This window comes from Nitrosomonas supralitoralis, from assembly GCF_003011925.2.
Taxonomy (GTDB): Bacteria; Pseudomonadota; Gammaproteobacteria; order Burkholderiales; family Nitrosomonadaceae; genus Nitrosomonas; species Nitrosomonas supralitoralis.
The window spans coordinates 46,830-60,977 of sequence record NZ_PXXU01000008.1 but is presented as its reverse complement, the minus strand read 5'-3'; the positions used below and the strand labels follow the sequence as shown (position 1 = coordinate 60,977).

Genomic DNA, 14,148 nt, shown 5'->3' with positions numbered 1-14,148 from the left:
ACACCCCGAATCAATAACTTAAGCATTAGCCAAGTGAAATTTGCGACTTAACGTGTGTACCGCTTCTACCAAGGCTGCTGCGTTCTCCGGTGGCGTAAACTGAGAAATCCCATGCCCCAAATTAAAGACATGACCACTGCCGGCACCATAACTCAATAGTATCTTCTCGACTTCAATATTAATTACTTCTGGTGATGCAAACAACACCGAAGGATCAAGATTCCCCTGCAAAGCAACTTTATCGCCAACCCGCCGACGTGCTTCTCCGATATCAATGGTCCAATCCAAACCGACGGCATCACAACCTATATCAGCAATGGCTTCCAGCCACAATCCGCCACCCTTGGTAAAAACGATATTCGGAATGCGCACGCCTTCATGTTCGCGTTTTAATCCGGCAATAATTTGTTGCATATAACGCAAAGAAAATTCCTGATAAGCCGCATGTGAAAGCGCCCCGCCCCAAGTATCAAAAATCATGGCTATCTGTGCCCCCGATTCAATTTGTGCATTCAGATAAGCAGTCACCGCCTTTGCATTCACATCCAGAATGTGATGCAACAATTCGGGACGCTGATACAGCATCGTCTTGATCTCACGAAAATCGGTTCCACCCCGCCCTTCCACCATGTAACAGGCCAGCGTAAAGGGACTGCCGGAAAAACCTATCAGAGGCACTCGATTATCTAAGGCTTTACGGATTTCCGACACCGCATCCATCACATAGCGTAATTCCGCATCTGGGTCGGGAATCTTTAATGCCCGGATTTCTTTTTCTTCTCGTAGCGGACGCTCAAACATCGGACCTTCACCATGAGCGAAATACAATCCCAGTCCCATAGCATCAGGTATGGTCAGAATATCTGAAAATAAAATGGCAGCATCCAGAGGAAAACGTGCAAGCGGTTGCATGGTGACTTCCGTTGCAAATCCAGGATTCTTACATAAGGCAAGAAAATCTCCTGCACGTGCCCTTGTTGCATTATATTCAGCAAGATACCTGCCTGCCTGACGCATTAGCCAGACGGGTGTATATTCAACAGATTGTTTCAGTAATGCGCGTAATAACGTATCATTCTTTAGTGTTGTCATTAATAAACCTAACTCTCATTGTTTTTTAAACAGGCAGTTTCCGCTAATAGGCCATTGAAAAATGCTTCCAAGAAGTCGACACAAGGAAAATCAAGCACAGAAACATAGTTTACGCCCAAAAAGAGCATCTTGAATCCGATCTTAACGCAGCAGTAATGCAGAAAGTTTTTCAACGGCTCTATTTAAAGTGTCTGCTTTTACCGGTCAGCAATATTACCAGCGAACGACCGTTACGTATATCGCCAGATCAGTATTAATAAAACCAGAAACTTGCATAAAAATAATTTTGGCAGCAATTAATCGGCACAAACCTAATTTTCGGCAATAGCAAATAAACGCTGATATTCTTTGATGGCGTACCGATCGGTCATTCCAGCAATATAATCGGCAATTGCCTGATGGCCTTCTCGATCAAATTTTTCCTGATATTGAATGGGCAGCAATTTTATTTCCGAGCTAAAAGCGGTAAATAGCCTCTCAATGGTATGATGAGCCTTGTTGCTCATACGTACCACGCGGAAATGCCGATAAAGGTTATCTAGCAAAAATTTCTTCAATTCCTGCTGCTGTTTTTTTATTTGCTGACTAAAACCAATGAGTGGCGCTGCGACATGCACGGCAGCCAGGTTATCAACCTCTGCTTCTTTAATATTACGTGTACTTTGTTGGATGAGGTCAGTTACCAGTGTATTGATCATCCCACGTATAGTTTCATAAACCATACGGCGCTCAGATAGTAGCGGATATTTTTCCTTGACTTGTTTTAGATGGCACGAAAAAATTGCCACACTCTCCAATTGATTCAATGTGATTAATCCCGAGCGCAGACCATCATCCACATCATGATTATTGTACGCAATTTCATCTGCTAGATTAGCAAGTTGCGCTTCCAATGAAGGGCTTCTTCGCTGTAAAAAACGCTCACCAACAGCACCCAGTTTCTGCGCATTCCTTCTGGAAACATGTTTGAGTATACCCTCCCGGGTTTCATAACAGAGATTCAATCCATCAAACGCAGCATAACGCTCTTCAAGCACATCAACAACTCGCAGGGATTGCAGATTATGTTCAAAACCACCATAATCCCGCATACAATCGTTCAATGCATCCTGACCCGCGTGACCAAAAGGCGTATGTCCAAGATCATGCGCCAGTGTAATCGCCTCCACCAGGTCTTCGTTCAAACCTAGATTTCTTGCTATGGAGCGACCTATCTGTGCAACTTCCAGGCTATGCGTCAGACGGGTTCGGAATAAATCACCTTCATGATTAACAAATACCTGGGTTTTATATTCCAGCCGACGGAAAGCAGCCGAATGAATGATACGATCCCGATCGCGTTGAAATTCACTGCGTCCGCCTGGCAATTCCTCATGTATCTCACGCCCACGAGAATTTTCAGAAGACACAGCATAAACAGCAAGTTCATTCATCTGACATACACGCCAGAATCGTTTCATTTAATATTGCAGGCGCGATATCGGCTCTCATTACCGCTTCACCTATGCGATTAAGAAGAATGAAGCGTGATTTTCCAGCTTCCACTTTTTTATCCAGAGTCATCAGTTGCATATATTTTTCTAAAGGCATTTTAGGTGCAACAACTGGCAATTCGGCCTGCAAAAGAATTTTGCGAATGCGCTGAACATCAACATCACTAATTAGCTTCATGCGGCGTGATAACTCAGCTGCCATCACCGTTCCTGCTGCCACAGCTTCGCCGTGCAACCAAACACCATATCCCATTCCATTTTCAATGGCATGACCAAAGGTATGACCCAAATTAAGCAATGCTCTGATTCCTTTTTCCTTCTCATCTGCAGCTACTATTTCCGCCTTGTTTTCGCAACTGCGTTGAATAGCTTCATTTAGTGTGACCGAATCACGCGCAAGTAGGCGATGCATATTTTGTTCAAGCCAATCAAAGAAAGCGGGATCACGGATTAAACCGTATTTAATAATCTCAGCAAGCCCTGCACGTAACTCTCTATCCGGTAAGGTATTTAACGTTGCACTGTCAGCCAATACCATACGTGGTTGATAAAAAGCACCGATCATATTCTTGCCGGATGGATGATTGATTCCGGTTTTCCCACCCACTGAGGAGTCTACTTGTGCCAACAATGTTGTAGGTATCTGAATAAAAGGTACGCCCCGCAAATAAGTTGCGGCCGCAAAACCGGTCAGATCACCAATCACCCCCCCACCCAGTGCCAATATTGCAGTATTCCGCTCGCAGTGATTTTGCAGCAGCGCATCAAAAATTAAATTTAAAGTTTCCCAGTTTTTGTGTGCTTCACCATCTGGAAGAATAATCGGAACAGAACTAACCCCCCTTTCCTCCAATGCTATACGGAGCTTGTTCAAGTAAAGAGGTGCTATGGTTGTGTTACTAACGACAGCAACCCGCTTTTGCGGTAAGCAGGATACGATCAAGTCAACTTGTTGCAAAATTCCATAACCAATATGTATCGGATAACTACGCTTCTCTGATGAAGGGGTAAAATCAACTGTAATGGTCTGCATGGTACTTCCACGATTGTTTTGCATGATTGTATTGAAATCTATAGATATTAATCTGTTTATCAGTTTCTGTACTAAAAAACGAACCCCCTGTTTGCCGCTATCAATGATGACATGCGCTGATTCACGATAAAGCGCATCTCTTTGCATATAGAGTTCATTCAATCGTGCATATAAATTCTGGGTCTGCAGCAATGGTCTGTTTTTGTCATGCCGAGTACGTCGGTACAAATCATTTACCGATGCCCGTAAATAGATAACAATTCCACTTCGCCGCAACAACTGGCGATTCTCATCATTCAGAACTGCACCTCCACCCGTCGCCAGAATGATATTTTTTTTCTCAACCAATTCAGCCAATACTTCTGACTCACGTTTACGAAAACCAGCCTCCCCTTCGATTTCAAATATTACTGGAATTTTCACCCCGGTGCGTTCTTGAATTTCGTGGTCAGAGTCGATAAAAGTTTTGCCTAGAAAACTGGATAAAGCCTTACCAATCGTCGTTTTCCCCGCACCCATCATGCCCACTAAAATTACATTAGTATGCCCCAGTTTTTTTTGAATGAATGAAGATGCTTTTGATTTACTCGAATTCATGCCTGCGATTGTAGCTGAATTAACTCCTACATTGCACTAGGTTAGCTGTCCGAAAACAAGCCACAAACATGAGGGATTAAGCATTCTTGCAGTTACGAATGATGCATCGGCAGCAGGCGTTACAGATATGGGTAACCAGCAACCGCAACGATTGGACAGATAACGTTTAAAACTACGCTGGAACAACACCATCGACCCAACCACGCTATCTCCGACGTTGCCTTTGATCTTCAGGGTACTCGTACTATCTGACAAATTGTTGCCTGTTCTTAACAGCGTGGTGACAACGCAGAGGGTTTCTCAGCGATTTAGATCAATCAATCTTGAGAATCTCTGCCAGCTTTATCAGATTGTAGCGGCTTGTGCATTATATTTTTTTGAGCCTCGGGCAACCTGGGTTCACTTTTGCGCACAAACCAGGAAAAAAACAACGGCACAAAAATAGTTGCGATGGTTGTTGCCATGATCATCCCGCCAAAAACACCGGTTCCCATCGATTGCCGCGCTGCTGAACCGGCGCCGGTGGCGATGACCAAAGGAACTACGCCTAATATAAATGCCATTGAAGTCATTACGATCGGACGAAAACGCAACTGTGCTGATTGTATCGCTGCCTGTGTAATACCAACGCCTTGCTTCATTCTCTGGCTGGCAAATTCAACCAGAAGAATCGCATTCTTCGCTGTCAATCCGATTAAAGTCACCATCCCGATTTGAAAATAAATATCGTTGGGCATACCGCGCAGCAGAATCGCAAGCAGTGCACCCAACATCGCAAAAGGAATCGCCATAATGACTGCCACGGGCAATGCCCAAGTTTCAAACTGCGCAGCCAGAATCAAGAAAACCATCACGACCGCAAGACTGAAAGCAAAGATTGCCGCCGACCCCAGTCTTTTTTCTTGAAATGCAGCGCCGGTCCAGGCAATCTGATACCCCTCCGGCAAGGTTTTGGCCGCAATGCTTTCAACTAGCGCAATCGCCTCGCCGGAACTGACACCGCGGGCACCGCTCCCCATTATTTTTGCCGACAACAAACCATTGAATCGCTCCAGTTGCTCCGCACCAATCGTGTGTTTTACTGTGCTCAAGGCTGAAAGGGGGATCATCGAACCGGATTCCGCGCGCACATATACTTTTCCCAAATCCTCCGCTTTCATGCGATACGCGGCTTCAGCCTGCAATTGCACACGATAAGTCCGGCCAAAGTTATTAAAATCATTCACATAGAATGTCCCCATGGTACTTTGCAGCGTGTCATAAATATCCGAGATAGCAACCCCTTGCGCAATGGCTTTAGCTTCATCCACCTCGACAAAATATTGCGGTACCGACGAACGCAAAAAAGAGTTCACCGTAGCCAGCCGCGGCTCTTCTCTCAGTGTTTGCATAAATTCATTCACTACCATGGCCAACTGTGCAGCATCAGAGCTTGCACGACTCTGCACAAACAACTCAAACCCACCAGTACTGCCCAATCCCCGTATCGCCGGTGGATTAAAGGCGATTGCCAGACCATCCGGCTGCTGCGCCCCGATTTGAAATATCTTATTGACCGTTTCTTCCGCGCTGATTGTGCGTTCAGACCAATCTTTCAAGCGCAGAAATAACGTTGAAACATTGGTCTTGTTACCGCCACCAATAAAATCAAGTCCATTTACTGCAAACTGAAAAATTACGGCAGGCTCTTTGCTCAACTCGGCAACAATTGCACTGGATGTTTGGACGGTTCTTGCCAACGTCGCGCTGTCGGGCAGAATCACAGCCGCAATCACGAAACCTTGATCTTCCGGAGGAACAAAACTCTCCGGAATATGCTTGACCAGATAAATCAGTCCCACAATCACCAGGGCGAAGATCAGTACGCATCTGATCGAGTGACGCAGACTCAAACTGACCATGCCGACATAAAATCTGCGCAGTTGCTCGAAATGTGTATTGAACCAGATAAAAAAAACCGATTGACGATGCGTGGGCCGAAGTAAAACCGCGCACAAAGTTGGTGTCAGTGTTAATGCCACAATACCGGAAATGACACCTGCCACAGCCACTGTTACCGCAAACTGTTGATACAACTCTCCGGCTATGCCACCCAGGAACGCAACCGGAATAAAAACGGCCACTAAAACCATGGTCATCGCCACCACGGCATTGGAAACCTGTTGCATTGCCTTGATCGCGGCATTGATTGGCGATAGTTTCTCTTGCGTCATTAAACGCTCGATATTTTCCAGCACAACAATCGCATCATCAACAACAATGCCGATTGACAGCACCATCGCAAAGAGCGTCAAGGTATTAATCGAGTAGCCCAACAGCCAGAGTCCGGCAAACGTGCCAATTAAGGAAATCGGAATGGCGATAATGGGAATCAGCGTGGCGCGCCAGCTTTGCAAAAACAGATAAACCACCAGAACAACCAGCAACATGGCTTCTCCCAGGGTTTTTACCACTTCCCAGATAGAGGCTTTTACAAACAAGCTGATATCATATGAAACAACGTACTGCACTCCTTCAGGGAAATAATGCTTCAGCTCATCAATCCTGGCTTTAACCGCTGCGGCCGTATCAAGTGCGTTAGCTCCAGAACGCAAAAAAACACCGATCCCCAAACCAGGTTGCCCATTCAATAACGTTCGTGTCGCATAGTCTTGTGCACCCAACTCAATCCGCGCGACATCTTTAAGATAAAGCACCCCGCGCGGTCCATCCGAGCGCAGAATGATATTCTCAAATTGCTCCGGCTCTAATAACCTGCCTTTTGCAGTGACGGTATAAACCAATTGTTGATCGGCTAATGCCGGTTCCTGCCCAATCTTTCCAACTGCTGGCTGCGCATTTTGCGTTCGGATGGCGCTTGCGATATCACTGGTTGTTATGCCCAGTTGAGCCATTTGATCCGGCCGCAGCCAAATCCTCATAGAATAATCCTGAGCGCCAAAAATTCTGGCTTCACCAACACCCGGCGCACGTCTTAAATCATCCAGAATATTATTGGTAATAAAATTGCTTAGAAATAACCCTGTGTGTCGAGGATCCTGGGAAGTCACTGCAAAAACCAACAACAGATCATTGGTACGTTTTTGGATAGTAACCCCTGTGCGTCTGACTTCATCGGGTAAACGGGCCAGTGCAGTATTCACCTCATTGCTGACATTGAAAGTAGCACGATCTATATCAGTGCCAATCTCAAACGTGACAGTAATCGTCAGGCGCCCACTCGAGTCAGCACTGGAATTAAAGTATAGCAATCCTTCAATGGCACTGAGCTTCTCTTCTATCGGTGCAGCCACTGTTTTTATTACCGTTTCGGCACTGGCTCCCGGAAAGTTTGCGGTTACAATGACCGTCGGCGGAGTAATTCTTGGATACTGTTCAACCGGCAATTGCATCGCCGCTGCCAATCCTGCAAGCACAATAATGATCGACAAAACCGATGCAAAAATCGGCCGCTCAATAAAAAATCTAGCCATATGTTAGATTGCTAATTATAAAGATGGCACATTGACAGGTGATGAAGAGGTCGCATCCCGTAATTTAGGGTCGACAATTTTTCCAGGCGACAATTTAATGAGATTATCCACAACCACCCGATCCCCCGCATTTAACCCGTCCAGAATAATCCAATCCTTGCCGATCCAGTCATCTGCGATAACGGGACGCTGTATAACAGCATTATGCTCGTCGATGACATAAACGTACCGACCCAAGTCCGAAGCCAGTACTGCAACCTGCGGAACTATGTACACAGTTCTGAATTCACCCGCGATAACTCGCACCCGCACAAATTGACCGGGCAATATCCTCTGCTCGGTATTGTCAAAAGTGGCGCGTAATTGTTGTGTACCTAGCATTGGGTCAATTTTACTGGCGGCAAAATTAATCTTGCCATCCTGCTGATACTCGGAGCCACCTGGGAGTATCATTCGCACACTGTGCACATTTTTTTCGTTCAAATGTCCACCGATTCTGGCCACTTCATTATCAGAAAAGCTAAACCGTACCCATATCGGTGACAGTTGAGTCAATGTGGTCAGCAAGCTGTTATTGGCTGAAACCAACGTCCCCTCGGAAAATTGTGAACGCCCAGTCACTCCGCTCACAGGCGCCTTCACAGTGGTATAAGAAAGATTAAGTTGCGCCTGTTGCACACGGATTTTTGCAGCCTGCAAGGCGGCTTCTTCTATTGCCAGGTCCACTGCGGCCAAATCATAGGCGCGTTGACTGACAAAATTTTCCGCCAGTAATTGCCGCTGGCGATTTTCATCACTTTGGGCACGTAACATGCGGAAACTTTGTTCGCGCAACAAGGCATTGGCTTCCTTGAGGGCATTCTGAAAAGGCTCTGGATCAATTAAAAACAATGGCTGACCGGCTTCAACCGCTGCACCTTCGTCATACAGCCGTTTGAGCAAAATGCCACCGACCCGTGGACGAACTTCAATTTCTTTTGCGCCCTCAGTTTGTGCGATTGTTTCGAGGCTCATGGGCATTTTCACCGGTTCGGCGGCCATAAATGTCACCTCAATGGGTGGATTCATTTCCACTGCTGTCTGAGTTGATTCCTTGCCTCCGCAACCTGTCAATATGAAGCATGCTAATCCATAGTAAAAAAAATTAGCGCACATCTTCATGACTGGCTTAATAGTTGTTAAAAAACAAGCATGATTCAGCAATATCGAAAAAATAGAGATGGCCACTCGAACAATTTACTCAATAAGTTATAGGTTTAACGTTCATCAATTATGGAAAAACCACAAAAGCATAATAGGGTTCTGTATAATATGCATGACGATAGTTTGACGGACAATGTAGAAGTATTGCATAGATGAAGATTAGATATTCCTCATTATTTTACCTGCCTACAGATGCGCAGTTGAGTATTTATATCTACAGATCTACCATATTGGATTGATCCTGATTATTAGAACTGATACCAATCACTCAATATCGCATAATCCGATCAACCCTATTCTTTAATGCTAAATAAAATTTAAAGGTGCGATATATATGCCTATCCATATTATTTTTGCCATATTAACTTTCTGCATGATGCTTGCAACTGCTACTGCTCAGGCATCCTTGAAACTACCTGAAACTGTAAAAGTTGATCCAGCTGCGTTAACTGCTGAACCAATGTGCGATCCAATCATTTCTGCCGCATGGCGAGAAGCTCAGGAAATTGAAGGAGTCAAAATTGAAGCGTCTCCAGGTTGCAGTCCGGATAATCCTGCATGGATCGTAGCGGCGGTTAAAGGAACCAATAATATCTCGATGGACACCTTGATGAAAACGGGACTCTCGCCCGATGCCATCCTTAAAACCGATGATCTGGACGGCGACGGTGATCCAGACCGAATTATCATTAAACTGGAAATCATGGAGCTAAACGGCAAAACACCTGATTTTCCCGGAGTGCTTCCAACCTTTGATATTGCTCCCGGCATACAGCCTGGCGCATGGGTATTTGCGCCTAAAGGCAGCGGCATGTCGACTGAGAATTTTGAGAGTATACGTGCCAATCCGCTGTTAAGACTGCCTTCACCGGTCATTCGCGTTGAAGTCGGTGATATCGTGCAAATCGTATTGGAAAACACGCATTATTTTCCGCATAGTATTCACCTGCATGGTGTAGACCATCCCTTTTCGCATGGCGAACATGGTGGCCAGGATGGCGTGCCACAGACCAGCGAAATAGAACTGATGCCCGGCGAGCGTCGTATTTACGAGTTCCAGGCCCGTCAACCAGGCACCATGTTTTACCACTGCCACGTACAAACGCATACCCATTTAGCGATGGGACTGGCTGGGATGATTATCGTGGAAGAGAACAAACCGAACAACTGGCTGCAAACCTTAAATATCGGTGGAGGCCATGTCCGTCATCCTTCCGTTGCCGTGCGTGAGCAATTCGATCAAGAATACGATCTGCACTATCACTCGATGGACAAAGAATTGGGTAACATCATTAAGAAATATAACGATCCCCGCCTCATTGCACGCGACATGAACCGGCGTTATAAAATTACCGAATCAAAAGAAGATTATTTTACTCTGAACGGTCTGTCATTCCCGTATACGTTAAGGGAATCTCTCATCATTGTCGAGCCAGATCAAAAAATAAAACTGCGCTTGCTCAATAGCGGCGGGGAACAGATAGCCGTACATACGCACGGTCATCATGCCACGATTACGCATTATGATGGTGTGGAACACAATCCGATGGCACAGATCATGCGCGACGTCTTTGATATCGCTCCAGCGCAACGTCTTGATCTGAAATTGGAAACCGTCAATGACGGCAAGCATAGCTACGGTGAAGGCGATTGGCTGATTCATGATCACCGGGAAAAAGGATTTACCACGGATGGTATGGCCGAAGGCGGCAGCATAAGCTCGATCGTCTACACTTCTTATTTGGGTGAGAACGGAATGCCGAAGACCAGTCATTTTGGTATTGATCTGAGTCATTTTTTCACCAAGGAATATTACGAAGGCAGGTTACCCGTCTGGCAGGATCTCGACGAATGGGCCAGCCTCGGATCACCTGCCGGGCAAACAGGGCTTGACACGGCGACACAAACCGCATTGCTCAATGCGCTCTACGGATTACTGGCAGGACTCTTGATCTATTTAATTTTCACCAAGTGGGGACAAATCAAGCTAAGCACTATATCCGCGATTTCTCGCCTAAAAAGCCCCAAAGGGAGTAACCATAATGGCTAAATTTACAGCAATTACTTTCTTACTCGCTGGTATCCTGGCTTTCAATACGCATGCAATTGCGCAACAGCAAGTCAATCCTAGTGAACAACACGATCAGCATGACCATAGCGGTCACGACATGAGTCAAGATGAGCATGATCATAGTGGACATAGTATGAATCAGGATAAGCATGACCACAGTGGCCATACCATCAGCAAAGAGGCTGGCCCGGCAGTAAAACATGCAACTGAGCATGGAGTCGCCGCCGATCATGGTCATGAACACGACATTGATCACAGTACTCACGATACCGATACCCAGGCGACGGAACATGGCGATCTCCATCACCATCACCACATGGACCACGATGACCATATCATGGATCATGAAGGCACTATGATCATGGGGCAGAATCTGGATAAACTGCCCAGTAGCTGTCAAAGCATTTCGGAAGAAGTCGAGATTACCGTGCGTGGTGGTAGAAAGTATTCTGCAAAATTTCCGGGAACCGCTTTTGCATTTGATCAGCAGCAGTGGCATGTGAAGCCCTGCTCGAAAGTCACTTGGCACTTCATCAATGAAGATAATATCCGCCACCAGTTTATGATGCACGGCTTACCTAAATACCTATACAAGTATGGTATGTTTCATCTGGAAGTCACCGGCCCCAGAACCGTATCCGGCACGATTATCGTACCCGGCTCCGATGACACCTACCTAGTGCACTGCGACATATCTCAGCACATGGAAAAAGGCATGAAGGCGCAATTAGTGGTTGGTAAGGGAGGTGAAGATATTCCCAGCATCCCAGGCTTAACACCGTACAATTTAACCGATCGCTATGAAGCTGAGGATTTGCCGAAAGTTTCTAATAAATCCTCTGATAAAACTGAAAATAATTTACTCACATTGGAAATGACCGAGTTTTCCAACATCACTCTGAAGAATTACGGAATGGTGCTGATCGGCGCACTGCTTGGATTATTTCTCGTACCACTATTCAAGAAAATTCCACTGCGTAAAAAGAGTGACTAAGCAGTATCGTATTGTTCAACTTTGATTTATCCGTCTGTCTGACGAATTGAAACGCTAAATTCATTAGACTGACGGATACAGAATCAACCTCTATTCTACAATCCAATCAATCTCGAATCCCCCCAGTCGGTCAGGAAAAATTGAGCAATCAGGGGATCGCAATATGGTCCTGCAATGAAAATTAGCTGTTTTTTTTCGACCAGGGAAATCGAAAACCGCCTTTATCACTTTTCTGAGTATCCAAGCTATCATTCTTCGGATCTGGATCAGCCTGTATCTCTGAACTGGTCGTGTCTTGATGGTTTTGCACAACAACAGAGGGAGGCTTTGCACTGAGTAACTGATTAAGCTGCTGAGACAAATGATGAGCCGCATCAATACTGATTGCCGTCCTGCTGGACAATTTCACATTGATCGCATCAGGTAGCTTTTCACCCGATTTGGTGGCTTGTTTCAAAATATTCAAGTTCTGCGGATCGAGAAAACCGAAATCGATCAGCACAACGCCTTGTCCGCCATTCACGGCTGAGAAATTTGAATACAGTGGCTGTCCCGTCTGTTCTCCCGGCAACATCCTGATACTAACCTGCCTCGTGGCTGGTTGAACTGTTTCAGCTTTGTCCTGAGTCAAACTATCTGTTTCATCAGCCATATGCTTCCCCCACTTAAATAATATTAATTACATAAAATGCACATCAACCCTTAAAATCAAATTATCTAAACATAAGGTTAGAAAATGTCGGCTATTTCTTTGGCAACAATTGATTGAGCTGATGCGCTAAATTATGCGCAGCTTCAACGCTGAGAGCGATCCGGCACGACATTCTTGCTCCAACAGTATCTGGTATTTTCTCGCCCGCACGCACCAATCGATTCAATGTATGCATGGTCTGAGGATCAAGGAATCCAAAATCTACAATAACAATCCCCTGCCCCCCTTGAACCGATACAAAATTTGAATATAGCGGCTGACCGGCATGCTCGCCCTGTTGCATTCTGACATTGACTTGCAAAACATGGCCTCCAGTTGTTTCCGTTTTATTCTCGATCGGCACGTCATTCTGCTCAGCCATTAATATTCTCCCGATTACCATGCAATTTTAAAATACCCAAACCTGATGCAAGTATTAAAAATCCCGTTTTATTCCAACACAATAGCTTGACTTCATCAATACGGAATCTCTCTATACAGTTTTCAGTACTCTGTAAGAAGGACCGAAAAACCCTTGGCATTTACATTAATAAATCTGCAATTTAAAGCCTCTATTCTTTCAATGATAATATCAAATTGAATATAGATCTATTGAAACTCCTGCCCCACAAACTCTATGCTACTGGCTCATAAATCATATACCCTCAACCATCCCATTACTTCACTCATACATACTTTCACAAATACTATATACCAATATTTCGATACCCTACACAGCGTAATACATCAACATGAACACTTAATGATTATTTTTCCAGCTCCTTAAAATTCATGATCTGCAATGACTTGCCATGAATCTATAGTATACAGGTCAGAGACTTGCTTTCTAAATTCTTGCTATACAGCTAAATAATTTCTGTATGCAATTTCCCACTGGCAATATCTTTCCTTATGCAGAATATATAGAGCTATTAAGGAGAATTGCCTACCTTACGCATAACTTTTAGGTCAGGTCAATTTTTCACTAAAGGTTGAAGCGATATTAATATCAACAGGCGGTTCGTTGACCAACAACTTTACAAGTCTGTCCAGCGAAGCCTTTGTCGATGCCGTAACTGCTCAGATTAGCCTGGCTGCTTCGGTGGTTGATTTAAACTTTGGCAGCACATTCTTTGGTGATGGTTTAAGCATCACCTACACTTGTACCGATGTGCTGGGCTGCAATGACGTGCCAGGAGGTTCATCGCGTACGTTCGAAGTCTCAATTACGGGCATGGCAGTGGGTGATTACAAATTCGATGTGTTTGCACGTGGAATCGATGCTATCGAATCGGATTTAATTCATGTTACAGCCGTTCCAGAACCAGAGACCTATGCTATGTTGCTGGCTGGTCTTGGTCTAATAGGTTTTATTGCACATCGCCGCAAAATAGTTATAGTTTAAGTAAAATTGATGCAAAACCCCAGAATGACAAATATCTTTCTGGGGTTTTTTTTCTTTTTATATCTTTCGCAACATCTCTTTCTCTTACCCAGAGTC

11 protein-coding genes and 1 pseudogene are annotated in these 14,148 nt (G+C 45.0%); 3 read left to right on the top strand and 9 right to left on the bottom strand.

What is annotated here, in order from left to right:
- Nucleotides 1-18: 18 nt before the first annotated feature.
- From hemE to C7H79_RS04090, 7 genes and pseudogenes are all read right to left on the bottom strand, one after another.
- Nucleotides 19-1,092, bottom strand: coding sequence for a uroporphyrinogen decarboxylase (gene hemE, locus C7H79_RS04110; RefSeq protein ID WP_106706025.1), 1,074 nt, complete (start codon nt 1,090-1,092; stop codon nt 19-21).
- Nucleotides 1,093-1,403: 311 nt separating this feature from the next.
- Complete coding sequence (locus C7H79_RS04105; RefSeq protein WP_106706024.1) at nt 1,404-2,525, bottom strand: deoxyguanosinetriphosphate triphosphohydrolase; 1,122 nt, start codon at nt 2,523-2,525, stop codon at nt 1,404-1,406.
- Nucleotides 2,518-3,618, bottom strand: coding sequence for a 3-dehydroquinate synthase (gene aroB / locus C7H79_RS18740; RefSeq protein WP_242447141.1), 1,101 nt, complete (start codon nt 3,616-3,618; stop codon nt 2,518-2,520). Before aroB ends, C7H79_RS04105 begins: the two co-directional genes overlap by 8 nt.
- 60 nt (nt 3,619-3,678) lie before the next feature.
- Nucleotides 3,679-4,137, bottom strand: a pseudogene (locus C7H79_RS18735) (shikimate kinase); the annotation flags it as partial.
- A gap of 114 nt (nt 4,138-4,251) precedes the next feature.
- Nucleotides 4,252-4,470 (bottom strand): hypothetical protein, encoded by a 219-nt coding sequence (locus tag C7H79_RS17640; protein WP_147383561.1) that lies wholly within the window; start codon nt 4,468-4,470, stop codon nt 4,252-4,254.
- 62 nt (nt 4,471-4,532) lie between these two features.
- The gene (locus C7H79_RS04095) at nt 4,533-7,688 is read right to left on the bottom strand and encodes an efflux RND transporter permease subunit (protein ID WP_106706022.1); all 3,156 of its coding nucleotides are present in this window, start codon (nt 7,686-7,688) and stop codon (nt 4,533-4,535) included.
- A 15-nt stretch (nt 7,689-7,703) separates the two neighbouring features.
- Nucleotides 7,704-8,756 (bottom strand): efflux RND transporter periplasmic adaptor subunit, encoded by a 1,053-nt coding sequence (locus C7H79_RS04090; RefSeq protein ID WP_242447133.1) that lies wholly within the window; start codon nt 8,754-8,756, stop codon nt 7,704-7,706.
- A gap of 469 nt (nt 8,757-9,225) precedes the next feature.
- On the opposite strand from C7H79_RS04090, the gene C7H79_RS04085 reads away from it, so the two are divergent.
- Nucleotides 9,226-10,941, top strand: coding sequence for a multicopper oxidase domain-containing protein (locus C7H79_RS04085; protein ID WP_106706020.1), 1,716 nt, complete (start codon nt 9,226-9,228; stop codon nt 10,939-10,941).
- Nucleotides 10,934-11,956: a cupredoxin domain-containing protein gene (locus tag C7H79_RS04080; RefSeq protein WP_106706019.1), complete on the top strand. Its 1,023-nt coding sequence runs from the start codon at nt 10,934-10,936 to the stop codon at nt 11,954-11,956. Before C7H79_RS04085 ends, C7H79_RS04080 begins: the two co-directional genes overlap by 8 nt.
- A gap of 181 nt (nt 11,957-12,137) precedes the next feature.
- Here C7H79_RS04080 and C7H79_RS04075 read toward each other — a convergent pair whose 3' ends face one another.
- Together C7H79_RS04075 and C7H79_RS04070 are read right to left on the bottom strand one after the other, a co-directional pair.
- On the bottom strand, nt 12,138-12,608 hold the full coding sequence (locus tag C7H79_RS04075) for a hypothetical protein (protein ID WP_106706018.1): 471 nt from the start codon (nt 12,606-12,608) through the stop codon (nt 12,138-12,140).
- A gap of 91 nt (nt 12,609-12,699) precedes the next feature.
- A complete protein-coding gene (locus C7H79_RS04070; protein WP_106706017.1) occupies nt 12,700-13,029 on the bottom strand; it encodes a hypothetical protein in 330 nt (109 codons plus the stop codon).
- Between the two features lie 642 nt (nt 13,030-13,671).
- Here C7H79_RS04070 and C7H79_RS18395 point away from each other — a divergent pair.
- Entirely contained in the window at nt 13,672-14,052 is a 381-nt protein-coding gene (locus C7H79_RS18395) for an FxDxF family PEP-CTERM protein (protein ID WP_197714592.1), read from the top strand.
- Nucleotides 14,053-14,148 lie beyond the last annotated feature (96 nt).